Raw genomic sequence first — 25,962 nt, forward strand, 5'->3', positions numbered from 1 at the left:
CTCGCGTGTCCGCCCTTCGCGTGTCCGCGCCGGCCGCGCCGGCCGTGCCCGACCGCCGTGCGTGCGCCCCTAGTTGACCCGGATGTCCGGGTAGTACGGGACGCTGAAGGGGTCGAGGAAGACGTCGGAGACGCGGTCGGAGTGGCCGGCGATGCCGTTCTGGTACCACAGCGGGATCGACGGCACGTCCTTGGCGAGCAGCCGCTCCGCCTCCTTGTACTTCTCGACGGCCGCGGCGGTGTCCTCGGCGGCGTTGGCCTGGTCGATGAGGTCGTCGAACTTCTTGTTGCTGTACTCGCCGTCGTTGGAGGAGGCGTCGGTGTAGTACGTGGGCGCCAGGAAGTTCTCGATCAGCGGGTAGTCCATCTGCCAGCCGGAGCGGAACGGGCCCGTGAAGCTGCGGTCCACGACCTGGGTGCGGAAGTCCGCGAAGGTGCCGATGGGGTTGACGATGCAGGCGTTCTCCTTGTCGAGCACCTTGTTGATGCTGTTGCAGACCGCGTCCATCCACTCCTTGTGGGAGCCGGTGTCGACGTTGGAGGAGATCGTCAGCTTGCCGCCGGGGAGGCCGCCGGCTCCCTCGATGAGCTTCTTGGCCTGCTCCGGGTCGTACGTGCACAGGTCGCCGCAGATGGTGTCGTCGAAGCCGCCCTTCTCGCCGATGACCGGGGAGGTCCAGTCCTTGGCGGGGATGCGGGTGTCGTTGTAGATCTGCTTGGTGATCTGCTCGCGGTCGATCGCCATGGAGATCCCGCGGCGCAGGTCGGCCTTGTCGGTGCCGCCCCAGTCGTCGTCGTAGAGCGGGTAGGCGAGGGTCTGGATGATGCCGGCTTCCTGGTTGATGAAGCGGTCGCCGAGGTCGGTCTCGGCGTTGGCGAGCTGGCCGGCGGGGAGTTCGTCGGAGACGTCGAGGTTGCCGGCCTGGAGGTCGGTGTAGGCCGTGTTCTGGTCGGTGTAGACCTTCAGCTCGATGCCGTCGTTCTTCGCCTTGTCGTCACCCTTGTACTTCTCGTCCTTCACGAGCGTCATCGAGCTGCCCTTGGAGTACGAGTCGATCTTGTACGGGCCGTTGCCGATGGGCTTGTCGAGGTACGCGGCGTGGTTGTCGAAGAACGCCCTCGGCAGGGGCGCGAAGGCCGGGTAGCCGAGGGTGTCGGGCCAGATGGCGAACTTCTGCGACAACTTGACGGTGAACGTCTGGTCGTCGACGACTTTCAGCCCGGTCATCTTCTGCGCGGACGGCTCGCTGCCCTCGGCGGTCGGGTGGACCGCGTCGTAGCCCTCGATGTACTTGAAGAAGCTGCTGTTGACCTGCGCGTTCTTGATGTTGGCCGCGTAGTTCCAGGCGTCCACGAAGGACTTGGCGTCGACCGGCTCGCCGTTGCTGAACCGGAAGCCCTTCTTGACCTTGACGGTCCAGTTCTTCTGGTCGTCGCTCTCGATGGACTCGGCGAGCATGTTCTTCGGCTCGGCGGTCTTCGGGTCGTAGATCACGAGCCCGCGGGTGATCAGCCTGAGGACCTTGCCGCCCTGCACCTCGTTGGTGTTCGCCGGCTCCAGCGGGTTCTGCGGGTCGCCCCACTGCGCCGTGACGACGCCGCCTCCGCCCGACGAACCGCCGCCGCCGTCCCCGCTGTCACTGCCGCAGCCGGTCGCGGCGAGCGCGGCGCAGACGGCACAGGCCGTCCACGGGGCGCGGGTGGCTCGGCGCATGGGTGCCTCCCAAGGGTCCCAAATATCACTTACGTGACATAAGACCCCATGAGGGACGGCCGCGCTTCCGGGGGCACGCCATCGGGGGAACACAACCCCCCGGATGGAGCGCGCGCCGCGCGCCGGTCCCGGTGCGGCGGCGTTCCGGGGGTACGCCCGGCGCGTACGGACCGGAGGCACGCCTCGCGCGTACGTCCCCGCGGTCCGTGTGGTCCGCCCGGTCCGCCCAGTCCGCGTGGTCCGCCCGGTCCGTGGGCTACGCGTGCTTCGCCCGCGAGGCCGCCCGCGCGCGCTCGCGCCCGTCCAGCACCACCTTGCGGATCCGGACCGTGTCCGGCGTGACCTCCACGCACTCGCCGTCCCGGCAGAACTCCAGCGACTGCTCCAGCGACAGCTTCCGCGGCGGGACGATCGACTCGGCGATGTCGGCCGTGGACGACCGGACGTTGCTGAGCTTCTTCTCCTTGGTGATGTTGACGTCCATGTCGTCGGAGCGGGAGTTCTCCCCGACGATCATGCCTTCGTAGACCTCCGTGCCCGGCTCCACGAAAAGTGTGCCGCGCTCCTGGAGGTTCGTCATCGCGAACGCCGTCACCGCGCCCGTCCGGTCCGCGACCAGCGAGCCGCTGCTGCGCGTCCGCAGCTCGCCGACCCACGGCTCGTGCCCCTCGAAGATCGAGTGCGCGATGCCCGTGCCGCGGGTCTGCGTCAGGAACTCCGTACGGAAGCCGATGAGCCCGCGCGAGGGCACGACGAACTCCATGCGGACCCAGCCGGACCCGTGGTTCGTCATCGTCTCCATCCGGCCCTTGCGGGCGGCGAGGAGCTGCGTGATCGCGCCGAGGTGCTCCTCCGGGGCGTCGATCGTCATCCGCTCGACGGGCTCGTGGACCTTGCCGTCGACCTCCTTGGTGACCACCTCGGGCTTGCCGACGGTCAGCTCGAAGCCCTCCCGGCGCATGGTCTCGACCAGGATCGCCAGCGCCAGCTCACCGCGGCCCTGCACCTCCCAGGCGTCCGGGCGCTCGGTGGTCAGCACGCGCAGCGAGACGTTGCCGACGAGCTCGCGGTCGAGGCGGTCCTTGACCAGCCGGGCGGTCACCTTGTGGCCCTTGCTCTTCCCGCCGCCGATTCCCTTGCCCACCAGCGGCGAGGTGTTCGTCCCGATCGTCATCGAGATCGCCGGCTCGTCGACGGTGATCAGCGGCAGCGCGACCGGGTTGTCCGGGTCCGCGAGGGTCTCGCCGATCATGATCTCGGGGATGCCGGCGACCGCGCAGATGTCCCCGGGCCCGGCGAGCTGCGCCGGGCGGCGGGTGAGCGCGTCGGTCATCATCAGCTCGGTGATCCGCACGTTCTGCGCGGTGCCGTCGCGCTTGATCCACGCGACCGTCTGCCCCTTCTTCAGCTCGCCCTGCTCCACGCGCAGCAGCGCGATGCGGCCGAGGAAGTTGTCGGCGTCGAGGTTCGTCACGTGCGCCTGCAGCGGCGCGCCCTCGTCGTACGACGGGGCGGGGACGTAGTCCAGCACGGTGGAGAAGAACGGCTCCAGGCTGTCGCTGTCCGCCGGCACCGTGCCGTCCTCCGGCTGGGTCAGCGAGGCGACGCCGTCGCGGGCGCAGGCGTAGACGATCGGGAACTCGATCTGCTCCTCGTCGGCGTCGAGGTCCAGGAAGAGGTCGTACGTGTCGTCCACGACCTCGGAGATCCGCGAGTCGGGCCGGTCCGTCTTGTTGATGCACAGGATCACCGGCAGCCGCGCCTGCAGCGCCTTGCGCAGCACGAACCGGGTCTGCGGCAGCGGCCCCTCGGAGGCGTCCACCAGCAGCACGACGGCGTCCACCATGGACAGCCCGCGCTCGACCTCGCCGCCGAAGTCGGCGTGGCCGGGGGTGTCGATGATGTTGATCACCACCGGGTCGCCGCCACCCTTCGGGTGGTACTTCACCGCGGTGTTCTTCGCGAGAATGGTGATGCCCTTCTCGCGCTCCAGGTCCCCGGTGTCCATGACCCGGTCGTCGACGGACTGGAGCTGGTGCTCGGCGAAGGCGCCGGCCTGCTTGAGCATGGCGTCGACCAGGGTGGTCTTGCCGTGGTCGACGTGGGCGACGATGGCGACGTTGCGAATGTCCTGGCGCGTCGGCATGGCTGGGCGGTGCTCCCGGGCTAGAGGGGGTCTGCCGGGCGAATCAACCACGGCCGTCCCTATCGTACGGGCCCCCACCCACACCCACCCGCAGCCCACCACCGCCGGCGCCCCGGCACCGGCCGGCGCCCGCCCCGGGCTCAGCCCTCGTCCGGATCCCAGCCGCGCCGCTCAAGCCGCGCGCGGAGCACCGCGGCGCGCTCCCGCTGGGGCCGGGGCAGCCGGCGGGCGGCGTCGTTCATCACCCGGTGATGCTCCACCCCCAGAAAGGCGGAGCCGACCACGCCCACGTTCCACTCGTTGAGCCCCTCGGGGAAGCGCAGCGGGGTGGCGGCCGTGGCGCGGGCGCTCCAGTCGGTGCGTCGTCAGTTGCGGTAGCCGATGTCCTGGTAGCGGGGGGTGGCGAAGCCGAAGGCGCCGGCGTTGGCGAGGTCGCGGGTGGTGGCGACCAGTTGGGGGCGCTGGTAGAGGGGGATCGAGCCGGCCGCCGCCCAGATGCGGGCGTCGGCGCGGGTCAGGAGCTCGTGTGCCGCCTCGTCGTCCAGCTCGGAGATCGCCTGGCCGAAGAGCTGGTCGATCTCGTCGGTGCCGACGCGGGTGTAGTTCTGCTCGACGACCAGGGAGCCGTCGGGGGACGGCACGGGCTTGGCGTAGATCGGGCGCGCGTCGGTGGCCGGGTAGGGGGTGCCGGGCCAGGAGTAGAGCGCGAGGTCGAACTCGCCGGCCGCGATGTAGTCCTTGAAGAAGCCCGGCTCCGCGGCCTCCACCACCTCGGTCCGTACGCCGATGTTGTCCATCATCCTGACCACCCGCGACGCCACCGTCCGCAACTGCTCCGTCCCCGGACCCTCCGGCACCACGAAGCGAAGCGTCAGCGGCTTGCCGCGTTTGACGAACGGCCGCTGCCGCGGCGGCTGCGCCACGCTCGTCTCCCGCTCGGCCAGCGCCGCGCGCGCCAGCCGGGCCGCCCGCACGGCCATCTTGTACTCCTTCGAGGACTTGCCGTGCTTCGCCGCCGCCGCCCACAGCGCCGCCTGCCGGCCCAGCGCGACGTGCTGCGCCTGCGCCGGCCGCGTGACCGACAGCGGCACCTCGTACGTCGGCAGCACCCCGGCGGCCGGCTTGTCGTCACCGCCGTCCCGGTCGCCGGAGCCCTTCGCCTCCTCCTCCCCCGCCCGCGGGCCGCCCTTCCAGCCCGCCTCCGCCAGCAGCTTCTGCGCCGCAACCACGTCCTGTTTGCCCAGCGCTGCGCTCTGGTCGCTGTAGCCGGGCTGGCCCGGCATCAGCAGGTGGCTGCCCAGCGGCTTCGCCGGCAGGCCGTGCGGGCCGAGGACGCTGCGCGCCAGGGTGCCGCGGTCCACGGCGCGGGCGACGGCGCGGCGCACCCGCTCGTCGGCGAGCGGCCCCGAACTGCCGTTGAGCGCGAGCTGAGTGTGCGCGGGCTCCAGCGCCCGGTGCACGGTGTACGGGCGCGGGCCGGCCTTCGGCAGCGAGACCAGCTCCGCCGGCTTGCCGTCCTGCGCCCGGTCGGGCTCGGGGACCTGCACCGCCGCCTCCTCGGCGCGGGCGGCCTCCAGGGCCTCGTCCCGCTCGACCTCGGCGATGTCCAGCCGGCCGGCGTCCAGCGCCTTCTCCCGCCCGGTCCCGCGCGGCACCTCGGCGAAGACGAGCCGGTCGAGCAGCGCCCGGTCGCCCCACCAGCGGGGGTTGCGCACAAGGGTCACGGACGTGGGCTCGCTCGCCTCGCTCTCGTCCCGCTTCCCCTTCTTCTCGCCGTCCTTCTTCCTGCCGTCGCGCTTCTTGCCGTCCCGCTTCTTGCCGTCCTTGTACTTCTTGCTCTTCTTGTTCTTCTTGCTCTTCTCGTCCTTCTTCTCTTCCTTCTCTTCCTTCACGTTCTTGATCATGAACGGGCCCGCGACCTCCGCAAGCCCCGTCCTCGCCCCCTCGTTGAACGCCTTCGGCGTCTTCGTCACGCTCATCGGGTACAGCGGCGAGAACAGCGCCTGCCAGTCCGCGTACGGCTCGTCGAAGACGACCTCGACCTCGCCCGGCTCCTCGCCCGCCTCGACCGACTCGATCCGGTCGTAACCGGCGTTGCGCGCCGTCCAGTACGCCGTGTCCTCGCCGTTCAGCGCGAGCCACTGCGCCTCGAAGTCCTCCGCCCCGATCGGCCGCCCGTCGCTCCACACCGCCCTCGGGTTCAGCCGGTAGACCACCCGCTGCTTCGGGCGGCGCTCCTCGACCTCCGCGCTCTGCAGGTAGTCCGGGTCCGCCGTCGGCCGGCCGTGCTCGTCGAGCGTGAACAGCCGCGGCAGCACGGCACCCGCCACGCGGTCGGTCGCTTCGCCCGCGTCGGCCTGGAAGACGTTGAACGTCTCCGGCGCGCGGTCCACGGCCCAGCGGACCGTGCCGCCGGGGCGGAGCTGCTCGCGCGAGACCGCGGTCACGTCGTGCGCGGCGCCGGCGGCGTCGTCCGGGGAGGTGTCGCAGCCCGCCAGGGGCAGGGTGACGCCCGCCGCGATCAGCACGGCGGCGTACCGCCTGCGGCTGTGAAGGGACATGCGCGATACCTCCGTGATGCACACTTCTGGCGCCATTTGCCGCTCATCACACTTCTCCTGTCCCGCCACCTAAATCGAGCGCGCGCCGGACCTCGCGGCGACACGGCGGGCGCGCCGCGCAACGCCACCCGTCCGGCCCAGCCGTCGGGAGATCGGCAGGTGTGTTTTGCCTACGGATCGGCAGGATCCGGCCCCGTACGTCACCCCAGCAGGGGGAAATCTGCAGATCCCTTCCCAAGCGCGTGCGAGACGCGCGACACTTCCCCCCACAGCGCCCCGAGCGCGTCTTCGCCGTGCGCGTCGACCGCGCGGGGCACCGTCAGCACCGCCCGACCGAAGACGTGAGGGCATGTCATGACCCTGAACGAAGAACTGAGCGCAGCACAGCGCTGCGTCGACGACCTCGTACGCACCGTGAGCCGCCTGGAGCAGCGCATGGGCACCGGCGCGCTGGAGCTGCGCCGCGTGCGGACGGACGCCGACCACCTGCGGGAGTCCCTCGCCCTGCTGCGCGAGGTCTCCGCCCAGGGGCCGGAGAAGGAGGGGCCGACCCTGGTCCCCATCCCCGACCAGCCGTACGACCACACCCTGTGGCGGGACGCCGACGACGAGGGACTCGGCGCCCGCGGCCGGCACGCCCCCTAGCCGGGCAGCCGGCCCGCCCGCCGCCCGCGACGGCGCGCCGCGGCCCCGTCAGGCCCCGGCCCGCCGCGCACCCCCCGTCCGCACCCGACCCACTCCTCCCGTCCTGCCGGAGACAACCTTGGCCACCGGAACAACCGAACGCCCACCCAGCCCCGACCAGCCGGGCGGTGTCCACGCCCCGGGCCGTGCCGCAGTAGCGGCGCGCCATCTGCGCACCGACCGCTGGTGGTTGCAGCCAGCCGTCACGTTCGCCGGACTGACGGTGTTCATCATCTACTCGACGTGGCGCGCCTTCGTCAACGACGACTACTACGCGGCGCCCTACGTCTCGCCGTTCTACTCGCCCTGCCTGGGCTCGGACTGCGTGGACATGAAGAGCGGCCCGAACGTGGCGCTCTTCGGCGACTGGTGGTTCATGTCCCCGGCGATCATCATCCTGATCTTCCCGCTGGGCTTCCGGTTCACCTGCTACTACTACCGCAAGGCGTACTACCGCAGCTTCTGGGCGTCGCCGCCCGCGTGCGCGGTCGCCGAGCCGCACAAGACGTACACCGGCGAGACCCGGTTCCCGCTGATCGTGCAGAACCTGCACCGCTACTTCTTCTACGCCGCGGTCGCGGTCGCCCTGATCCTCACGTACGACGCGGTCCTCGGCTTCCGCAACAGCGAGTACGAGTGGGGCCACGTGGGTCTCGGCACCATCGTGCTCTGGATCAACGTCGTGCTCATCTGGCTCTACACCCTCTCCTGCCACTCCTGCCGGCACATCGTCGGCGGCCGGCTCCGGCACTTCTCCAAGCACCCGCTGCGCTACCGCGCCTGGGGATGGGTGGGCAAGCTCAACAAGCGCCACGCGCAGCTCGCGTGGGCGTCCCTGATCAGCGTGGGGCTGGCCGACCTGTACGTATACCTGCTGGCCTCGGGCGCGTTCGACGACCCGGTGCTGTTCTGAGGCGTAGCGAGCCGACCGATGGGAAAGGCGAAGCACAGAAAATGACGCAAGTCGAACGGCAGCAGTGGGACGTCGTCGTGGTCGGTGCCGGGGGCGCCGGGCTGCGGGCGGCGATCGAGGCCCGCGAGCAGGGCCTGCGCACGGCCGTGATCTGCAAGTCGCTCTTCGGCAAGGCCCACACCGTGATGGCCGAGGGCGGCATCGCCGCCAGCATGGGCAACGTCAACGCGGGCGACAACTGGCAGGTGCACTTCCGCGACACGATGCGCGGCGGGAAGTTCCTCAACAGTTGGCGGATGGCGGAGCTGCACGCGAAGGAGGCGCCGGAGCGCGTCTGGGAGCTGGAGACCTGGGGTGCGCTCTTCGACCGCACCAAGGACGGCAAGATCTCCCAGCGCAACTTCGGCGGCCACGAGTACCCGCGCCTCGCCCACGTCGGCGACCGCACGGGGCTCGAACTGATCCGCACGCTCCAGCAGAAGGTCGTCTCCCTCCAGCAGGAGGACTTCAGGGACAGCGCCTCCGGCGGGGACTACGAGTCCCGGATCAAGGTCTTCCAGGAGTGCACGGTCACGCGCATCCTCAAGGCGCCCGACGGCCGGGTCTCCGGCGTGTTCTGCTACGAGCGCGAGTCGGGCCGGTTCTTCGTCATCGAGGCGCCGTCGGTGGTGCTGGCGACCGGCGGCATCGGCAAGTCGTTCAAGGTGACGTCCAACTCCTGGGAGTACACCGGCGACGGGCACGCGCTCGCGCTGCTCGCCGGGGCGTCGCTGATCAACATGGAGTTCGTCCAGTTCCACCCCACCGGGATGGTCTGGCCGCCGTCGGTCAAGGGCATCCTCGTCACCGAGTCGGTCCGCGGCGACGGCGGTGTTCTGCGCAACAGCGACGGCAAACGCTTCATGTTCGACTACATCCCCGACGTCTTCAAAGAGAAGTACGCCCAGACCGAGGACGAGGGCGACCGCTGGTACGAGGACCCGGACAACAACCGCCGCCCGCCCGAGCTGCTGCCCCGTGACGAGGTGGCGCGCGCCATCAACTCCGAGGTCAAGGCCGGCCGCGGCTCCCCGCACGGCGGGGTGTTCCTGGACGTCTCGACCCGGCTGCCCGCCGAGGAGATCAAGCGCCGGCTGCCGTCGATGCACCACCAGTTCAAGGAGCTGGCGGACGTCGACATCACCGCCGAACCGATGGAGGTCGGCCCCACCTGCCACTACGTGATGGGCGGCGTGGACGTCGACCCGGACACGGCGGCGGCGCTGGGCGTGCCGGGCCTCTTCGCGGCCGGCGAGGTCGCCGGCGGCATGCACGGCTCCAACCGCCTCGGCGGCAACTCCCTGTCGGACCTGCTGGTCTTCGGGCGCCGCGCGGGGCTGTACGCGGCCGAGTACGCGCGCGACGCGGCCGGCTCCGCCGGGCGGGCGGAGGTCGACGAGGAGCAGGTCGCGGCGGCGGCGGCGGAGGCGCTGCGCCCGTTCAGCGCGGAGGCCGGCGCGGGCGCCGGCGGCGCGACCGCCGGGGGCGGGACCGGGGACGGCGGCGTCAAGCCGCCGGAGAACCCGTACACCCTCCACCAGGAGCTGCAGCAGTCCATGAACGACCTCGTCGGCATCATCCGCCGGGAGTCGGAGATGAGCGAGGCCCTGAACCGCCTCGGCGACCTGCGGGTACGCGCCCGCGGCGCGGGCGTCGAGGGCCACCGGCAGTTCAACCCCGGCTGGCACCTCGCGCTGGACATGCGGAACATGCTGCTGGTCAGCGAGTGCGTCGCGCGCGCGGCCCGGGAGCGTACCGAGTCCCGCGGCGGCCACACCCGCGACGACCACCCCGCCATGGACCGCGAATGGCGCAAGCAGAACCTGGTGTGCCGCCTCGCCGACCCGGCCGGCGGCGCCCTGCCCGCGGCGGACGTCCCCGACCCCGAGCGGGGCCAGATCCGGCTGGAGAAGCGCGAGATGGCGCCGATCCGGCCCGACCTGCTCGACCTCTTCGAGAAGGACGAGCTGGTGAAGTACCTGACGGACGAGGAGCTGAGCGAGTGACCACGGCACCCACCACCGGCACGGGCACCGCGCCTTCCGGGGGGCAGGCCCCCGAGACCGCCCAGAGCCCCCAGCTCCGCCACTTCCGGGTCTGGCGCGGCGACGACGAGGGCGGCGGCCTGGAGGACTTCCAGGTCGAGGTGAACGAGGGCGAGGTCGTCCTCGACATCATCCACCGGCTCCAGGCCACGCAGGCCCCGGACCTGGCCGTGCGCTGGAACTGCAAGGCGGGCAAGTGCGGCTCGTGCAGCGCGGAGATCAACGGCCGCCCGCGGCTGCTGTGCATGACCCGGATGTCGGTGTTCGAGGGCGGGGAGACCATCACGGTCACCCCGCTGCGCGCGTTCCCCGTGGTCCGCGACCTGGTCACGGACGTCAGCTTCAACTACGAGAAGGCCCGCGAGATCCCCTCGTTCGTGCCTCCGGAGAAGCTCGCGCCGGGTGAGTACCGGATGCAGCAGGAGGACGTGGACCGCTCGCAGGAGTTCCGCAAGTGCATCGAGTGCTTCCTGTGCCAGGACACGTGCCACGTGGTCCGCGACCACGAGGAGAACAAGGCGGCCTTCGCCGGCCCGCGCTTCCTCATGCGCGTCGCGGAGCTCGACATGCACCCCCTGGACGCGGCGGCGGACGAGGGGCTCGACCGCAGGACCACGGCCCAGGACGAGCACGGCCTGGGGTACTGCAACATCACCAAGTGCTGCACGGAAGTCTGCCCCGAGAACATCAAGATCACGGACAACGCGCTGATCCCGCTCAAGGAGCGGGCGGTGGACCGTAAGTACGACCCGCTGGTGTGGCTGGGGAGCAAGATCTTCCGCCGCAAGGAATGACGGTCGGATACCACCGGTCGGACCAATGACACGGGCAGCAGGGTACTTGTTGCCCGTGTCCCGGTTCGCCATGCTCCACTGTCATGAGCAGATCCCCCAGTCGCCGGAAGTCAGCGGCGCGTACGTGGACTTGGCCGGCCGCCACCGCGATGGCGGCCCTACTCGCCCTCGGCCTCGGCGGCGGCGCCCCCGCGGGTGCGGACCCCGACGACGACGGGCTCAAACAGGCGCTGGACAACGTCCTCGCCGACGAGCGCCTCGAAGGCGCGCTCGCGTCCGTCGTCGTCGCCGACGCGGCGAGCGGCGAGACGCTGTACGAGCACTCCGCCGCCACCCGGCTCACCCCCGCCTCCAACACCAAGCTGCCCACGTCAGCGGCGGCGATGGAGCTGCTGGGCCCCGACTACACCTGGTCCACGGACGCCCTCACGGCGGGCGGCGACCTCTACCTGCGCGGCAGCGGCGACCCGACGATGCTGGCCGCCGACTACGACGCGCTGGCCGCGCGGGTCGCGGCGGCGGGGGTGGACGAGGTCGACCGGCTCGTCGCGGACGACACCCGCTTCGACTCCGTACGCCTCGGCAACGGCTGGTCCGCGGACTACGAGTCGGACTACTACGCGATGCAGATCTCCGCGCTGACGGTGGCCCCCGACACGGACTACGACTCCGGCACGGTGGTCGTGGAGGCGTACCCCGGCAAGCGGGCGGGTGACCGGCCGCGGGTGGTGGTGACGCCGCCCAACGACTACGTGAAGATCGACAACCGCGGCCGTACGGTCGCGGAGGGCGAGCCGGACACGCTGGGCATCGCGCGGGAGCACGGCACGAACACCATCGTCGTCAGCGGGAACATCCCGGTGAAGGCGAACGCCACCAAGGAGTGGATCACGGTGTGGGAGCCGACCGGCTACGCGGCGGCGGTCTTCCGGGACGCGCTGGAGCGGCACGGGGTGGAGGTGGAGGGCCGCACGCTGCTGGGGCGGGCGACGCCGGAGCGTGCGCGCACGGTGGCGAGCCACGGCTCGATGCCGCTGAAGGACCTGATGATCCCGTTCATGAAGCTCTCCAACAACGGCCACGCGGAGATCCTGACGAAGACGATCGGCGTGGAGACGGCGGACGCGGGCACGTGGAGCGCGGGCCTGCGGGGCGTCTCGTCGTACCTGCAGTCGGTGGGCGTGGACACGTCCACCCTGCGCCAGGTCGACGGCTCGGGGCTGTCGCGGGGCAACACGATCCCGAGCCGCGAGTTCGTCAGGCTGCTGACGGCGGTTCAGGACGAGCCGTGGTTCGGCGCCTGGTACGAGTCGCTGCCGCTGGCCTGCGACCCGGACCGCTTCGTGGGCGGCACGCTGCGCACGCGCATGTGCGACACCCCGGCGGAGGGCAACGCGCGCGCGAAGACGGGGTCGCTGACGGGGGCGTCGGCGCTGTCGGGGTACGTGACGGACGCGGACGGGCGGGAGCTGGTGTTCAGCGTGGTGCTGAACAACTACCTGGCGGGTTCGGTGAAGGACATCGAGGACGCGGTGGTGACGACGCTGGCCGGGTACGGCGGTGACGCGGAGGCGGCGGAGCCGCGGTCGCGGACCACGCGGGGCGTGGAGAAGCAGGCGGATGTGGAGTGCGCGTGGCTGAAGCCGCGGATGTGCTGATCCCCGGATGACCGCGGGGCCCTACGGGGTCCCGCGGTCACTCGCCCGCTTGCCTTCCCGCCGTACCCTCCCCCGCTGCCCTCTGGTGACCGACGCTCCGCCTCTTTCTGGGGCCCTTGATCAGCAGAACGATGAAGACCACCGCCCCCAGCAGTCCGGCGTCCCCCCAGAGGGGGGACAGTTCACTGTTCGGGTCGGCACTCTGCTGTACGGCAGAGAGGCAGAGCAGGAGCCCTAATGCAGCTTGCCATCGCTTCATGCAACGGATGATTCCATCCACACCCGGGGACCCCTCCCGGACCGGGGCAGGCGGACTTGACGGGTGCTCAGCGCGGGCGTACCGACTCGCGCAGTACCCGGCCCTCCGCGCCGGCCGGCGGCTCCATGCCGAGCAGGGCGGACATCGTGGGGGCGATGTCGATGTGCCGGGGGTGCCACGGCTTGATCCACTTACTGACACCGGCACCGGCGAGGACCAGCGGGACGTCCAGCTCCTGCGTCGTACCGTGCCGGCCCACGGGCGCGGGCGTCGTCTCGCCGAGGCTCCAGCCCTCCTCGGGCTCGATGACCAGGTCGCCGTGGTTCAGGCTCATGTGCATCCGCTTCTGCGTCCGCTTGTCGTAGGTGGCCGCCACGTGGGGCAGGCTCTCCACGGCGCGGCGGATGCGGGGCAGCGCCCACGGGTCGTCGGCGGCGTCACCCAGCAGCGTCAGGTCACCGGACCCGCCGATCACGAGGGCCGCGTCGGTCCCGGGCCCGGGCTGCTTGCCGGAGGTCAGGATCTCGGCCTGGTAGCCGGCGTCGCCGATGGCCTTCAGCAGTTCCGGCGCCATGCCCTGCTGGAAGGTGGTCATGCCGTGGTCACCGGTGATGACGAACGCGGTCCGGTCGTAGATGCCGGCGTTCCTGGCCGCCTGGACGAGACGCCCGATCTGCTCGTCGATCATCCGCAGCCTGTCGGGGATCTCCGGGTGGATGCTGCCGCCCGCGTGCCCGAGTGCGTCCAGGTCGTCGCAGTAGGCGGCCATCAGCTCGGGAATGCGGGGCAGGGTGACGTCCTTCCCGCCGGAACTGACCGGGCGGCCCTCCATGACGGCGACGGCCCGGCCGACCCGGGTGGGGCAGTCGCCACCGTCGGTGTAAAGACCCTCGGTGTCCCCGTACGAGGTGCCGTAGTTCTGCACGATGAACCACTGCGAGGAGAAGACGGTGCCCCCTTGCTCGCGAATCGACTGGGCGACCGTCGGCACCGCCAGGTCCCGCTGCTGGCCGCGGGCGGTGTGGGTGGACTTGTCGAACCAGTAGGCGGTGTTCCGGTGGGTCGCGGGCCAGGCGCCCGTCGCGATCGAGGACCACGACGGGTTGGTGATCGACGTCATCACGCCCCTGGACTTGGCCACGGTGCCGCGCCGCAGCAGGTCCTGGAGGTTCGGCATCGGCACGTCGTCCAGGTACTCGTAGTCGAAGCCGTCGAGACCGAGGAAGACGACGTGGTCGGCCGGGGGCCTGTCGTCAGCATTCCCGGCGGGCCCGGCGGGCCGGCCGGCCGCGGCGGAGTCGTCGGAGACCGACACCGTCGCCACGGCCGTGAGCAGGACGAGAGCAGCGGCACCGAACCTCGTGAGCAGGGTTCTGGGGCGGATCTTTGTACGCATGAGCGGCAGTGAATGCGCCGAGCCCGGACCGGAGTGTGCCCTCCGCCGGGCGGACCGGTGAACAGAACGCGACAACGCCCAGGTGAGCCCCCCGGGGCACACCCCGGGCTCCGGATGCGGAGCGGATAAAAGCCGCATAACCTCCCGCACAGGGCGTGCCGACATCCGGCGCGTACCGGTGCGGGAGGCGCGCGCATGCGGAGACGGCTGCTGGCCGCCCGGCTCACCACGGCCGCGGCCCTCGCGCTGCTGCCCGCCGCCGTGGCGACCACCGCGACCACCGCGACCCGTCCCGCCCCGGTCGCCTACGCCACCGACCCCCTCCCCCTCGACCGCGACGGGCAGATCACCGACCGCGTCGACGCCCTCCGGGGCCGCCGCGGCGAGGTGGCCGACGCACTCGAACGGCTCGATCGCGAGCAGCGGACCCAGCTCTTCGTCGCCTACGTACGCGACTTCTCCGGCTTCTCCGCCCAGGACTGGGCCGACGCCACCGCCGAGAGGAACGGCCTCGGGCAGCGCGACGTCCTGCTCGCCGTCGCCACCGGCGACCGCCAGTACGCCGTCTCCGCCGCCACCGGCTCCGGGTTGTCCCAGCGCGACGTCGACGCCGTCAACGCCCGGGCCATCGAGCCCGCCCTGCGGCAGAACGACTGGGCCGGCGCGGCCGTCGGCGGGGCCGACGGGTACGCCGCCGTGCTCGACGGACGGCAGGTGCCCCCGCCCGACGTCACCCCCGGGCCCACCGACCCCGGCGGTGATCCCGGCGGCGAGTCCGCCGAGGGCGACGCCAGCGCCACCGACTTCGTGGTGCCGGTCGTCGCCGTCGTCGTCGTGGTCCTCGGCGTGTTCTTCTACCGGCGGCGGAGGCCGGCCCCCCGGAAAAAGGTGCACCTGCGGCCCGGTGGCCCGATCACGCCCCCGTCCACCCCCCTGCCCGACCTCGACGCCCGCGCCCGGGACCTCCTGGTCGAGACCGACGACGCCCTCCGTACCAGCCAGGAGGAACTCGGCTTCGCCACCGCCCAGTTCGGCGAGGAGACCGCCCGGCCCTTCGCCGAGGCCGTCGACCACGCCCGGGCCGAGCTGACCGCCGCCTTCCGCCTCCGCCAGGCCCTCGACGACGCGTCCCCCGAGGACGACGCCGTGCGCCGCACCATGCTGGAGGAGATCGTCACGCGCTGCACCGACGCCAACGCCCGGCTCGACGCCGAGTCCGACGCCTTCGACCGGTTGCGCGCGATGGTGTCGCGGGCCCCGGAGGTGCTCGCCACGGCGGAGGCGGCGGCGCAGCGGCTCCCGGACCGGATCGGCGCCGCCGAGGGCACGCTCACCGATCTGGCCGGCGCCTACGCGCCCGCCGCCGTCGCCGCCGTCGCCGGCAACCCCGCCGCGGCCCGCGACCGGCTGCAGTTCGCCACCGAGAACCTCACCCACGCCCGCACCGCCCTCGGCGCCGACGACCCGGCCACGACCGCCGTCCACGTACGGGCCGCGGAGAGCGCCGTCGACCAGGCCGGCACCCTCGTCGACGCCGTCGAACGCCGCGAGCGCGAGCTGCGCGAGGCCGCGGCGCGGCTCGCCGACGCGGTGCGCGACATCCGCGCGGACCTCGCCGACGCGCAGGGCGTGGTGCGGGGCACGGCCGCGGGCGAGTCGAGCGCCGGTCTGCAGGGCCGGGTCGCGCGGGCGCAGACGGTGCTGGCGGAGGTGGAGCAGGAGAGGGCGGACGGGCCGTACGACCCGCTGGCCGCGCTGCGCCGCGTGGAGGAGGCGGACGCGGCGCTGGAGGAGGAGCTCGCCGGGGCCCGGGAGCGGGAGGAGGCGGAGCGGCGGGCGCGGCGGCTGCTGGACCAGGCGCTGGTCGGCGCGCGCAGCTCGGTGGCCGCCGCCCGGGACTTCGTCACCACCCACCGCGGCGGCATCGGCCCCGCGGCCCGTACCCGGCTGGGCGAGGGCGAGCGGCACCTCGGACAGGCCGAGGAGCACGCCGGCACCGACCCGGCCGGCGCCCTGCGGCACGCGCAGCGCGCGGACGAACTCGGCCGCGAGGCGCAGCGGCTGGCGGAGCAGGACGTCCGGGGTTTCGACGGCTCGTACGGCGGCGGACCCTTCGGCGGCCCGTACGGCAGCGGCTACGGGCGCGGCTACGACGGGCCCTTCGGCGGCGGACGCGGCGGCATGGGCACGGGGATGCTCGGCGGGATCATCCTCGGCGGCATGCTCGGCGGCTTCGGGGGGCGCCGGGGCGGCGGCTTCGGAGGCGGCTCCGGCCGCGGTCCGGGAAGCTTCGGCGGCGGGGGTACCCGGGGGCGGATGGGCGGCGGAGGCCGCTTCTAGGAGCTTCCAGGAGTACGCGGTACGCGACCGGCCCGCGCCCCGCGCGTGCACCCACCAGACCGAAGGAGAACCCATGACCGGCAAGCAGACCGTCCTCGGCCGCACCCTCCAGCTCGCGCGCGCCAACGTCAACGCGCTCATCGACCAGGCCGAGGACCCGCGGAAGATGCTCGACCAGCTCATCCGGGACTACGCCAACAACATCCGCGAGGCCGAGCAGGCCGTCGCCACCACCATCGGCAACCTCCGCCTGATGGAGGCGGACCACAAGGAGGACACCGGCGCCGCCGACGAGTGGGGGGCCAAGGCACTCGCCGCCAGCCGCAAGGCCGACGAGCTGCGCGCCGGCGGTGACGCGGCGGGGGCCGGGACGTTCGACGACCTGGCCCGCAAGGCGCTGGAGCGGCAGATCACCGCCGAGGGGGAGGCGACGGCCGCCGAGCCGCTGATCGCCGCGCAGACGGAGGTGGTGGAGAAGCTGAAGCAGAACCTCGACGCCATGCGGGAGAAGCTGACGGACCTCGACTCCCGGCGCGACCGGCTCGTGGCCCGCGCGAAGACGGCGGAGGCGCAGCACCGGATGCTCGACGCCGTCGCGAGCATGGACGTCACCGACCCCACCGCCGACCTGGGCCGCTTCGAGGCGAAGGTCCGCCGCGAGGAGGCCCGCGCGCGGGGCCGGGCGGAGCTGGCGGACTCGTCCCTGGACGCGCAGTTCGAGCAGTTGGAGGACCTGGGCAAGCAGGTGGAGGTCGACGCCCGGCTGGCGCAACTGAAAGCCGGCGACGCCCCCCGCACCGACGCGGGCCGCGCCGCCGCCTGACCCCCGCCGCGACCCCGGCGGGCGGTTCAGAACGCCGAGAACAGTGCTTCCGCGTCCGGTTCCGGGAGCGGGCCGCTGCCCGGGAGGGCCAGTTCGTACCAGACCGTCTTGCCGCGGTGCGTGCGCCTGCTGCCCCAGTTCCGGCTGAGCATGCTGACCAACTGCAGCCCGCGCCCGCCCTCGTCGGTGTCCCGGGCGCGGCGGCGGCGCGGCTGGACCAGGTTGCTGTCCCACACCTCGCACACCAGCGTGCGGTCCAGCAGCAGGCGGAGCCGGATCTCCGGTTCGCCGCCGCCGCTGCGGCCGCCCTCGCCGTGCCGGAGCGCGTTCGTCACCAGCTCGCTGACGAGCAGCTCGGTGGTGTCGATCAGCGGCTCCAGGTGCCAGGCGGCGAGCTGCGTGCGGGCGTGTTCGCGGGCGAGCGCGACCGAGCGGGGTTCCGCGGGCAGCCGCCAGTCGCCGACGGCGTCGGCGGGCAGGCCGCGGATGCGGGCCATCAACAGGGCGATGTCGTCCTCTCCGTGCCGGGTGTAGAGCGTGTCGAGTACGTGGTCGCAGACGTCCTCCAGCGGCTGCGCGTTGTCGGAGAGCGACTTGCGGAACTCCTCCAGGCCCTCGTCCAGGCCGTGGTCGCGGGACTCCACGAGGCCGTCGGTGTAGAGGGCGAGGAGCGCGCCGTCCGGCAGTTCGACCTCGACCTCCTCGAAGGGCTCGCCGCCGACGCCCAGCGGCATGCCCGTCGGCACCTCCAGCAGCAGCGGCGGCTCCCCGGGTTCGACGACGGCCGGCGGCAGGTGGCCGGCGTTGGCGAAGGTGCAGCGCCGGGTGACGGCGTCGTAGACGACGTACGAGCAGGTGGCGAGGTAGACCTCGTCGGAGACGCCGCCGAGGCCGCCGGCGATCTCGTCGAGGGCGGCGAGCACCTCGGCCGGCTCCAGGTCGAGCATGGCCAGGGTGCGTACGGCGGTGCGCAGTTCGCCCATGGCGACGGCGGCGCGCAGGCCGCGGCCCATGACGTCGCCGACGACGAGCGCGGTGCGGTGGCCGGGCAGATCGATGACGTCGAACCAGTCGCCGCCGACCTCGGTGGCGGTGTTGCCGGGCAGGTAGCGGCAGGCGATGTCGAGGCCCGCGGCCTCGGGGTCGCCGGGCGGGAGCAGGCTGCGCTGGAGGATGAGGGCGCGGGAGTGCTCGCGGCGGTAGAGGCGGGCGTTGTCGATGCAGACGGCGGCGCGGGCGGCGAGCTGCGCGCCGAGGGCGGCGTCGCGTTCGCCGAAGTCCTCGCTGCCGCGGGCGCGCGAGAACTGCACGAGCCCGACGACGGTGTCCCCGGCGACCAGCGGCACGGCGAGCGTCGTCTGCACGAGCCCGCCGTCACCCTCGTCGACGCCGCCCGGCACCCGGCGTACCTGCGCGGTGCGCAGTGCGGCGGCGTGCGGGGAGTGGAAGTCGAAGCGGTGGGTGGAGCCGACGGCGGTGACGGGGGCGTCGGAGACGGCGCTGGCGAAGGCGACGCGGCGCAGCTCGGCGCTGCCGTCGGCGAGGCCGGGGCGGCCCTCGTCGCCGTCGATGAGGCTCTGGTAGACGTCGACGCAGGCCATGTCGCAGAACTGCGGGACGGTGACGCCGAGCAGTTCGCGGGCGGTGGTCTCCAGGTCGAGCGAGTTGCCGATGCGGGCGCCGGCCTCGTTGAGCAGCGCGAGGTTGCGGCGGGCGCTGGCGGCCTCGCTCTCGGCGCGGCGGCGGCGGGTGACGTCGGAGACGACGGCGGCGACGCCCATGGGCCGGCCGGTACGGCTGTGCACGCGGTACAGCGATATGGACCACCTGAGGCCGCCCGGCTGCCCCTCGCGCGCGGCCTGGGCGGCCTGGGCGGCGGAACTGGTCTGCGGCTCCTCGGCGGTGGGCCCGAGGATCTGCATGTCGGTGACGGGCTCGCCGGTGTCGAGGACCTGCCGGAGCGCGGCGGTGACGCGCTCGGCTTCGGCGCGCGGGAGGTAGTCGCGGGGCGTGCGGCCGGTGTGGGAGGCGACGGTGCCGCCGAAGGCGGCGGCGACCCGCTCGTTGACGCGTACGAGCCGCAGGTCGCTGCCGAACAGCAGGAACCCCATGGGAGCCTGGCCGAAAACGGCCTGCGAGGCGGCGAGGTCGGTCTCGATACGGCGCAGCGCGTACGCGTCGACGGCGAGGCACACGGCGCCGCGGGTGCCGCCGGCGCCGGTGGTGGGCATGACGTACAGCTCGGCGATGCCGTCGGCGGCGGAGTGCCCGGCCCCGCCGGCGCCGGGCGCGGCCGGTCTGCGGTAGGGCAGCAGGCCGGTCCACTCCCGCCCGTCGAGGATCTCGGCGACCTTCTCCCCCACGTCCGCGCGCAGTTCCTCGGGAACCAGTGCCTCGACGGCGTCGCAGCCCAGCACCTCGGCGGCGGAGATGCCGAGGAGTTCCTCGGCGCGGGCACTCCACTGCTCGATGTGCCCCTCCGCGTCCAGTGCGAAGGAGGCCACCTTGATGTGGTCATAGATGGAGCCCGGCGCACTGCTCTGCCAGAACGGTGCTCCCACGCGACCGCCCCCTTTGCTGATCCTGCTCCGGGTACGCACCGCAGAGTATGCGGGAAGATCCGTATCCGGAACATGGTGGTCGGGTCACGGGTTCGGAACGCCCCACCGCTTCCGGTCCCTGACCGCTGCGTCTGCGAAGTGGTGCCCGCCCGGCACCCGCCGCTGCGCCCCCGCGCGCCCCCTTCCGTACGCCGAAGAAGCCTCCCTCGTACGTTCTAACCAGCGGACCCCAGCTCGAACCACACCGTCTTGCCCGTTCCGCCGCACCGGGTTCCCCAGCGCAGCGAGACGCTGGCGACGAGCTGCAGGCCGCGGCCGCCTTCCTCGTCCGGTGCGGCGGCGCGCAGCAGCGGCGGCACCGGCAGCGTGTCGGAGACCTCGACGCGGATGCCGCCGCCCGCGCCGGGCCCGCCGACGGGGCGCAGACGCAGGCCGACGGGTCCCGAGGCGTAGCGCATGGAGTTGGTGACGAGTTCGCTGACGAGCAGGACGGCGACGTCGGTCAGGGGATCGAGGCGCCACGTGCGCAGGGTGTCGCGGACGACGGCGCGGGCGGTGCGCACGCAGCCGGGGTCGGCGGGGAAGCTCCACTCGGCGGGGCCGGCGGGAGGGGTGAGCCCGGCGGGTCCCGCGGTGCTCGGGGGGTCACCGAAGCCGGTGAGGGACGGCGGGTGGGGGAACGGGGAGAGTGGCGACACGGCGGCGTGACGAAAGAACGGGGGGTTGCTCACGCCTACCACATCCCAGCGATGTTCTGTCGGGTCTGCCCGACTTAAGGGGAGTGGTAGTTACATACCCGTTTTGGGCGAAAATATCACCTGCATGCGCACGCGAAGCTACACGGAGTCGGCGTCTCCGCCGCCGACGAGCTCCACCCGGTATATCTGCCGTTGCTCCGCGGGCCCGAAACGGGAGACCGCGCGCTCGGCCTCGTCGCGCGTGGCGTAGCGGCCGACGCGGTAGTGGTTGCCGTTGCCGTCCTCGCGGACGATGACCCACGGGCGTGCGGCGCCGCTGTCACCCGCACCCATACATGCCCACCCCAGGAATCGCTACTCAGGACGCACGGGGCGACTGCGGCCCCGGGCGCCCTCCGTGCCTGCCGAATATGCCAGAGCTTACGCCCGGCATTCACTCCCCGCATACGGCTTTACACGAGAAGTGCCACTCTCGGGCGAAAGTTCGAATCAAAGGGGGCCGGAGAGGGGCCCGGGACCGGGGTTACCTGACGGGCAGGTGGTAGCTGATCCGGTAGCGGTCGGCCGGCACGATGACGTCCGCCGTCTCGACCGCCAGCCCCGAGGCGTAGAACGTCCGCTGGATGCACAGCACCGGCTGCCCCGGCACGGCGCCCAGCGCCTGCGCCTCGTCGGCCAGCCCGGGGCGGGTGCCGACTTCCTCCACGACGTTGTCCACGACGACGTCGATCGCCGCCATCCGCTCCACCACCCCGCGGCCGGCGAGCGGCCCCTCCTCGGGGAGCATCACGGGCGTGCGGCCGGTCAGCGCCAGCGGTTCCCAGGACGTGGAGAGGAGCACGGGCTCGCCGGCCGAGCGGAAGACGTAGCGGGTACGCATCACCGGGTCGCCGGCCGGCACGCGCAGCCGGGCGGCGACGGCCCCGGCGGCGCGCTCCTGTGCGCTGCGGGACTCCCAGGAGCCGGGCACCGACTCGTCGGCCTGCTCCTGGCGGAAGGGAGTGAGGTCGCCGAGGCCGCGGTAGCCGGTACGGACCAGCCGGTGCGGCTCGGGCCGCGAGCGCACGTACGTGCCGGACCCGGACCGGCCCTCGACCAGGCCCTCGGCCATCAGCACCTTGCGCGCCTCCAGCGCGACGGTGTCGGAGACCCCGTACAGCCGGCGGATGCGGGCCTGGGAGGGCAACCGTGCGTGCGGGGGCAGTTCGCCGCTGACGATCTTCCGTCGCAGGTCCGCGGCGACCCGCAGATAGGCGGGCTGCTCACCTAGAGGCACCGTTTCTTCACACCCCCGTCGCCGCGGTCGCCGTCCCGGTCCGTGCCGTCCGCGGCCTGCACCGTTCCGGCCTGAACACGCGCGAAAGCCTGGCAACGTGCGGCCGGAGCCCGCAACCCCGGGGGAGAGCTTCACGGAGCGCGTTCGCCAACGGGTGTGCGCGGGGGTGTCGGGGCGTGCGCCCCGCGCAGCCACCGGGACTCACAGACCGAGGACCGCGCGGGCGATGAGGAAGTAGATCACCAGCCCCGTGGCGTCGACCAGGGTGGTCACCAGCGGAGCGGAGATCACCGCCGGGTCGATCCCCAACTGCTTGGCCAGCAGCGGCATCACGGAGCCGACCGACGCCGCCCACGAGCAGATCAGCACCAGCGACAGGGACACGGTCACCGCGATCCGCCCGTCGGTCATGATCGTCGCCAGCACGATGCCCACGATGCCGAGCCCCACCCCCAGCAGGAACCCCACCCGGCACTCCCGCCACGCCACCCGGGCCACGTCGCCGGGGCGCAGCTCGCCGACCGCGAGGGCGCGCACGGCTCCCGTCGCGGCCTGGGCGCCGACGTTTCCGCCGGTGCCGACGAGCAGCGGGATGAACACCGCCAGCGCGGTCACCTCCTGCAACTCCCCCTCGAACACCTGGAGGACGCCGGCGGTGAGGGTGGCGGCGAGGATCAGCAGGAAGAGCCAGATGATGCGCGCGCGGGCGAGCCGGAAGACCCCGACGGACAGGTAGTGCCCCTCGACGGGCTCGGCGCCGGCCTGCCGGGCCACGTCCTCGGTGTCCGCCTCCTCGATCAGCTCGATGGCGTCGTCGACGGTGAGGATGCCGACGACGCGCTCCTCGCTGTCCACGACGGGCAGGCCCAGGAGGTTGGCCTCCTGCATCAGGCGGGCGGCGGTCTCGGCGTTGTCCGTGGCGTAGACCCGCGGGAACTCGGTGTCCACCAGCTCGATGAGCGGGCGCCCCGGCGCGGCCAGCACCACCTCCCGCAGGGAGGCCACGCCGACCAGGTGCCGGCGGTCGTCCACGACGGGCAGCGTGTAGACGGTCTCGGCGTCCGGGCCCTGGCTGCGGACCCGCTCCAGGGCCTCGGCGACGGTGGACTGCTCCTTCAGCCGCACCAGCTCCGGCGACATGTACCGGCCGACGGCGTCCTGTTCGTAGCCGAGCAGCGGGGCTGTCAGGGCGCGTTCGTGGGGGCTGAGGCCGGCCAGCACGCGCTGGGTGAAGTTGGCGGGCGCCTCGCCGAGGAGACGGGCGCGGTCGTCGGGGTCCATCTCCTCGACGACGTGCCGGAAGGTCTGGTCGCGCAGCCCTTCGAGGATCTTCTGCTGGTCGCCGGCGCCCAGTTCCTCGAAGACCTCGACCGCGCGGTCCTTCTCCAGCAGCCGGAAGCAGAAGACCGCGGTGACCTCGTCGGCGCGGGCGAGTTCGTCGGCGACGACGTGCGGGGGGTGGTCGGCGAGCCACTCCTGCAGCCCGGCGACGTCGTTGCCGTCGAGGAGGTCGCCGAGGTCGGTGTCCGCGGTCATCCGTGCCTCCCTCCGCTCCGGCCGCTGTCCGGCTTCACCCTAGACGTGCGGATTACCGCGCTGAGCAGGGACGTGCCGCGGGCGCCGTACCGTACGAACCCTTGACCCCTATTGGTCTAGGCCAATAGCGTTCGGCGCACCCGAGAGAAGCGCGATCTCCCGAGAAGAGGGTTTCCATGCACCGAAGACTCGTGCGCCGCCTGGCCGTGGCCGGCTGTGCGCTGTCCCTCCTGGTCACCCCCGGCCTCACCACGGCCGGCGCCACCGCCGCGACGCCCGGCGAGGCCCCGGCCCCCTCCTCCGCCGCCGCGGGCCGGCAGGCCGGGGAAGCCGAGAAGGGCGGCGGACACGGCGGCCGGGACGAGGCCCGGCGCGTCGGCTACTTCACCCAGTGGGGCGCCAGGGACCGCGACTTCCTCGTCAAGGACCTCGTCACCAGCGGCACCGCCAAGCGGCTGACGCACCTCAACTACGCCTTCGGCAACGTCAGCCCGGACGGCAGGTGCTTCGAGGACGACATCCCCGGCGAAGGTGACGCCTTCACCGACTACCGGCGCACCATGACCGCCGCCGAGTCCGTCGACGGCCGGGCCGACTCGCCCCGGCAGCGGCTGGCGGGCAACTTCAACCAGCTCCGCGAGCTGAAGGCGAAGTACCCGGATCTGAAGGTCCTGATGTCGCTCGGCGGCTGGGCCTGGTCCACGCACTTCTCGGACGCGGTCCGTACGCCCGAGTCGCGCAGGGAGTTCGTGTCCTCCTGCATCGACCTGTTCGTCAAGGGCAACCTGCCGCGGGTCGACGGCCGCGGCGGCGAGGGCAGCGCGGCGGGCGTCTTCGACGGCATCGACCTGGACTGGGAGTGGCCGAACTACCCCGGTGACGTCGACACGATCTACCGCCCCGAGGACAAGGAGAACTTCACCGCGCTCGTCGCCGAGTTCCGCCGGCAGCTCGACCGGGCGGAGCGCTCGCGCGACTGCCGCGGCCGGGACCTGCTGCTCACCGCGTTCCTGCCGGCCAACGCCAACGCGATGGACGCGGGCTACGAGACCCGCAAGATCTTCCCCAAGCTGGACTACGCCACGCTCCAGGGCTACGACCTGCACGGCGCCTGGGAGAAGAACACCAACCAGCAGTCCGCCATCCACTCCCCCGACGACAGCCTGCACCAGGTCGTCGACGACTGGCTGAGCCGCGGCGCGCCGCGGGACAAGCTGGTCCTCGGCATCCCGTTCTACGGCCGCGGCTGGCAAGGCGTGGAAGGCGGCGGCGACGGCTTCAACCAGCCGGCCGCGGGCGCGGCGCCGGGCACCTGGGAGGCGGGCTTCGAGGACTACAAGGTGCTGAAGGAGTTCGCGGCCTCGGGCGAGTACGAGGTCCACCGCGACGAGGAGAGCGGCCACGCCTGGCTCTTCGACGGCAGCACGTTCTGGACGTACGACGACCCGAAGGTCATCGCCCAGAAGGCCGAGTACATCGACGACCGCGACCTGGGCGGCGCGATGGTCTGGTCCCTGGACGGCGACGACGACGGCGAGTTGTACCGCGTCCTGGACCGCGGTCTGGACTGACCCGTCCCGACGAGGCGGTGCCGGGCCCCGGGCCCGGCACCGCCTCCGGCCGTCCGCCCCGCGGGACCGGCGCCCGGCGCGGGGGGTGCCCGCACCGCCCGGCGCGGGGGGTGCCCGCACGCCGTGTGACCATGGCGGCATGACAGACAGCACGCAGCCGGCCCTCGCGCCCCTTCCGGACGACTGGCACCGGGCTCTCGCCGTCGTCGCGCACCCCGACGACCTGGAGTACGGCACCGCCGCCGCGGTGGCGAAGTGGACGGACGCCGGCAAGCAGGTGGCGTACGTGCTCGCCACCCGCGGCGAGGCCGGGATCGACGGGCTGGAGCCCGGCGAGAGCGCCCGGGTGCGGGAGGCGGAGCAGCGGGCCAGCTCCGCGGTCGCGGGCGTGACCGCGCTGGAGTTCCTCGACCACCGCGACGGCGTGATCGAGGAGGGCCTGCCGCTGCGCCGCGACCTCGCCGCCGCCATCCGCCGGCACCGCCCCGAGCTGATCGTCACCCTCAACCACCACGACACCTGGGCGCCGGGTCCCGGCGCCCCCCGCAACACCCCCGACCACCGCGCGGTCGGCCGGTCCGTGCTGGACGCGGTCGGCGACGCCGGCAACCGCTGGGTCTTCCCCGAGCTGGTCGCGGAGGGCCTGCCGCCGTGGGGCGGCGTCCGCTGGACGGCCGTCGCCGCCTCCCCGTACCCCACTCACGCCGAGGACGTCACCGCGGCCGAAAGGGACCGAGCCGTGGCGTCGCTCGCCGAGCACCGCGCGTACATCCTCGGTCTCGGCGAGAAGGACCCGGACGCCTACGCCCGCACCCTCATCGGGGAGATGCTCGCCGGGGCCGGCCGGCTCCGCGGCACCGACCTCGCCGTGAGCTTCGAGCTGGTGTCGCACGCCTCCGCCGGTTGACCTTGACGCAACGTCAACTTCTACGGTGAAAGCCCACCGGCC

General features: G+C 72.6%; 19 protein-coding genes. 9 read left to right on the plus strand and 10 right to left on the minus strand.

Annotation, left to right across the window (positions count from 1 at the left end; all coding sequences use genetic code 11):
• Window positions 1-69 precede the first annotated feature (69 nt).
• The 4 genes from O7599_RS12620 to O7599_RS12635 all read right to left on the minus strand — a co-directional run bounded on the left by O7599_RS12620 (window position 70) and on the right by O7599_RS12635 (window position 6,420).
• Complete coding sequence (locus O7599_RS12620; protein ID WP_281622245.1) at window positions 70-1,713, minus strand: ABC transporter substrate-binding protein; 1,644 nt, start codon at window positions 1,711-1,713, stop codon at window positions 70-72.
• Between the two features lie 256 nt (window positions 1,714-1,969).
• A complete protein-coding gene (typA, locus tag O7599_RS12625; RefSeq protein ID WP_281622246.1) occupies window positions 1,970-3,859 on the minus strand; it encodes a translational GTPase TypA in 1,890 nt (629 codons plus the stop codon).
• Between the two features lie 140 nt (window positions 3,860-3,999).
• A complete protein-coding gene (locus tag O7599_RS12630; RefSeq protein ID WP_281622247.1) occupies window positions 4,000-4,149 on the minus strand; it encodes a hypothetical protein in 150 nt (49 codons plus the stop codon).
• A 75-nt stretch (window positions 4,150-4,224) separates the two neighbouring features.
• Entirely contained in the window at window positions 4,225-6,420 is a 2,196-nt protein-coding gene (locus O7599_RS12635) for an ABC transporter family substrate-binding protein (RefSeq protein ID WP_281622248.1), read from the minus strand.
• A gap of 354 nt (window positions 6,421-6,774) precedes the next feature.
• Between O7599_RS12635 and O7599_RS12640 the strand changes: the two genes are divergently transcribed.
• From O7599_RS12640 to dacB, 5 genes are all read left to right on the plus strand, one after another.
• The gene (locus O7599_RS12640) at window positions 6,775-7,065 is read left to right on the plus strand and encodes a hypothetical protein (protein WP_281622249.1); all 291 of its coding nucleotides are present in this window, start codon (window positions 6,775-6,777) and stop codon (window positions 7,063-7,065) included.
• 118 nt (window positions 7,066-7,183) lie between these two features.
• Window positions 7,184-8,017: a hypothetical protein gene (locus tag O7599_RS12645; protein ID WP_281622250.1), complete on the plus strand. Its 834-nt coding sequence runs from the start codon at window positions 7,184-7,186 to the stop codon at window positions 8,015-8,017.
• Window positions 8,018-8,058: 41 nt separating this feature from the next.
• The gene (locus O7599_RS12650; RefSeq protein ID WP_281622251.1) at window positions 8,059-10,062 is read left to right on the plus strand and encodes a fumarate reductase/succinate dehydrogenase flavoprotein subunit; all 2,004 of its coding nucleotides are present in this window, start codon (window positions 8,059-8,061) and stop codon (window positions 10,060-10,062) included.
• The gene (locus tag O7599_RS12655; protein ID WP_281622252.1) at window positions 10,059-10,895 is read left to right on the plus strand and encodes a succinate dehydrogenase/fumarate reductase iron-sulfur subunit; all 837 of its coding nucleotides are present in this window, start codon (window positions 10,059-10,061) and stop codon (window positions 10,893-10,895) included. Before O7599_RS12650 ends, O7599_RS12655 begins: the two co-directional genes overlap by 4 nt.
• Window positions 10,896-11,044: 149 nt before the next feature.
• Window positions 11,045-12,553: a D-alanyl-D-alanine carboxypeptidase/D-alanyl-D-alanine-endopeptidase gene (dacB, locus tag O7599_RS12660; RefSeq protein WP_281623361.1), complete on the plus strand. Its 1,509-nt coding sequence runs from the start codon at window positions 11,045-11,047 to the stop codon at window positions 12,551-12,553.
• A gap of 326 nt (window positions 12,554-12,879) precedes the next feature.
• Here dacB and O7599_RS12665 read toward each other — a convergent pair whose 3' ends face one another.
• A complete protein-coding gene (locus tag O7599_RS12665) occupies window positions 12,880-14,208 on the minus strand; it encodes an alkaline phosphatase family protein (RefSeq protein WP_281622253.1) in 1,329 nt (442 codons plus the stop codon).
• Window positions 14,209-14,403: 195 nt separating this feature from the next.
• Here O7599_RS12665 and O7599_RS12670 point away from each other — a divergent pair, with 195 nt between their 5' ends.
• Both O7599_RS12670 and O7599_RS12675 read left to right on the plus strand, forming a co-directional pair.
• Window positions 14,404-16,548, plus strand: coding sequence for a TPM domain-containing protein (locus O7599_RS12670; protein WP_281622254.1), 2,145 nt, complete (start codon window positions 14,404-14,406; stop codon window positions 16,546-16,548).
• Between the two features lie 73 nt (window positions 16,549-16,621).
• The gene (locus tag O7599_RS12675) at window positions 16,622-17,371 is read left to right on the plus strand and encodes a PspA/IM30 family protein (protein WP_281622255.1); all 750 of its coding nucleotides are present in this window, start codon (window positions 16,622-16,624) and stop codon (window positions 17,369-17,371) included.
• A gap of 26 nt (window positions 17,372-17,397) precedes the next feature.
• Here the strand turns inward: O7599_RS12675 and O7599_RS12680 are convergent, their stop codons facing one another.
• From O7599_RS12680 to mgtE, 5 genes are all read right to left on the minus strand, one after another.
• On the minus strand, window positions 17,398-19,932 hold the full coding sequence (locus O7599_RS12680; RefSeq protein WP_281622256.1) for a SpoIIE family protein phosphatase: 2,535 nt from the start codon (window positions 19,930-19,932) through the stop codon (window positions 17,398-17,400).
• A gap of 215 nt (window positions 19,933-20,147) precedes the next feature.
• Window positions 20,148-20,663, minus strand: coding sequence for an ATP-binding protein (locus tag O7599_RS12685; protein ID WP_281622257.1), 516 nt, complete (start codon window positions 20,661-20,663; stop codon window positions 20,148-20,150).
• A 105-nt stretch (window positions 20,664-20,768) separates the two neighbouring features.
• Complete coding sequence (locus tag O7599_RS12690; protein WP_281622258.1) at window positions 20,769-20,963, minus strand: hypothetical protein; 195 nt, start codon at window positions 20,961-20,963, stop codon at window positions 20,769-20,771.
• A gap of 190 nt (window positions 20,964-21,153) precedes the next feature.
• Complete coding sequence (locus O7599_RS12695; RefSeq protein WP_281622259.1) at window positions 21,154-21,906, minus strand: GntR family transcriptional regulator; 753 nt, start codon at window positions 21,904-21,906, stop codon at window positions 21,154-21,156.
• A 201-nt stretch (window positions 21,907-22,107) separates the two neighbouring features.
• A complete protein-coding gene (gene mgtE, locus O7599_RS12700) occupies window positions 22,108-23,442 on the minus strand; it encodes a magnesium transporter (protein WP_281622260.1) in 1,335 nt (444 codons plus the stop codon).
• A 176-nt stretch (window positions 23,443-23,618) separates the two neighbouring features.
• Between mgtE and O7599_RS12705 the strand changes: the two genes are divergently transcribed.
• Together O7599_RS12705 and O7599_RS12710 are read left to right on the plus strand one after the other, a co-directional pair.
• Window positions 23,619-25,013 carry a glycoside hydrolase family 18 protein gene (locus O7599_RS12705; protein ID WP_281622261.1) on the plus strand — a complete coding sequence of 465 codons (1,395 nt, stop codon included), beginning with the start codon at window positions 23,619-23,621 and terminating at the stop codon, window positions 25,011-25,013.
• A 139-nt stretch (window positions 25,014-25,152) separates the two neighbouring features.
• Window positions 25,153-25,920, plus strand: coding sequence for a PIG-L deacetylase family protein (locus O7599_RS12710; protein ID WP_281622262.1), 768 nt, complete (start codon window positions 25,153-25,155; stop codon window positions 25,918-25,920).
• The last annotated feature ends 42 nt before the right edge of the window (window positions 25,921-25,962 follow it).

The sequence above is a fragment of the Streptomyces sp. WMMC500 genome, assembly GCF_027497195.1.
Classification (GTDB): domain Bacteria; phylum Actinomycetota; class Actinomycetes; order Streptomycetales; family Streptomycetaceae; genus Streptomyces.

Coding starts and splice junctions, on each gene's coding strand:
- O7599_RS12620 (WP_281622245.1), bottom strand. CDS start 1,713: ATGCGCCGAGCCACCCGCGCCCCGTGGACGGCCTGTGCCGTCTGCGCC.
- typA (WP_281622246.1), bottom strand. CDS start 3,859: ATGCCGACGCGCCAGGACATTCGCAACGTCGCCATCGTCGCCCACGTC.
- O7599_RS12635 (WP_281622248.1), bottom strand. CDS start 6,420: ATGTCCCTTCACAGCCGCAGGCGGTACGCCGCCGTGCTGATCGCGGCG.
- O7599_RS12640 (WP_281622249.1), top strand. CDS start 6,775: ATGACCCTGAACGAAGAACTGAGCGCAGCACAGCGCTGCGTCGACGAC.
- O7599_RS12650 (WP_281622251.1), top strand. CDS start 8,059: ATGACGCAAGTCGAACGGCAGCAGTGGGACGTCGTCGTGGTCGGTGCC.
- dacB (WP_281623361.1), top strand. CDS start 11,045: ATGGCGGCCCTACTCGCCCTCGGCCTCGGCGGCGGCGCCCCCGCGGGT.
- O7599_RS12665 (WP_281622253.1), bottom strand. CDS start 14,208: ATGCGTACAAAGATCCGCCCCAGAACCCTGCTCACGAGGTTCGGTGCC.
- O7599_RS12670 (WP_281622254.1), top strand. CDS start 14,404: ATGCGGAGACGGCTGCTGGCCGCCCGGCTCACCACGGCCGCGGCCCTC.
- O7599_RS12675 (WP_281622255.1), top strand. CDS start 16,622: ATGACCGGCAAGCAGACCGTCCTCGGCCGCACCCTCCAGCTCGCGCGC.
- O7599_RS12690 (WP_281622258.1), bottom strand. CDS start 20,963: ATGGGTGCGGGTGACAGCGGCGCCGCACGCCCGTGGGTCATCGTCCGC.
- mgtE (WP_281622260.1), bottom strand. CDS start 23,442: ATGACCGCGGACACCGACCTCGGCGACCTCCTCGACGGCAACGACGTC.
- O7599_RS12705 (WP_281622261.1), top strand. CDS start 23,619: ATGCACCGAAGACTCGTGCGCCGCCTGGCCGTGGCCGGCTGTGCGCTG.
- O7599_RS12710 (WP_281622262.1), top strand. CDS start 25,153: ATGACAGACAGCACGCAGCCGGCCCTCGCGCCCCTTCCGGACGACTGG.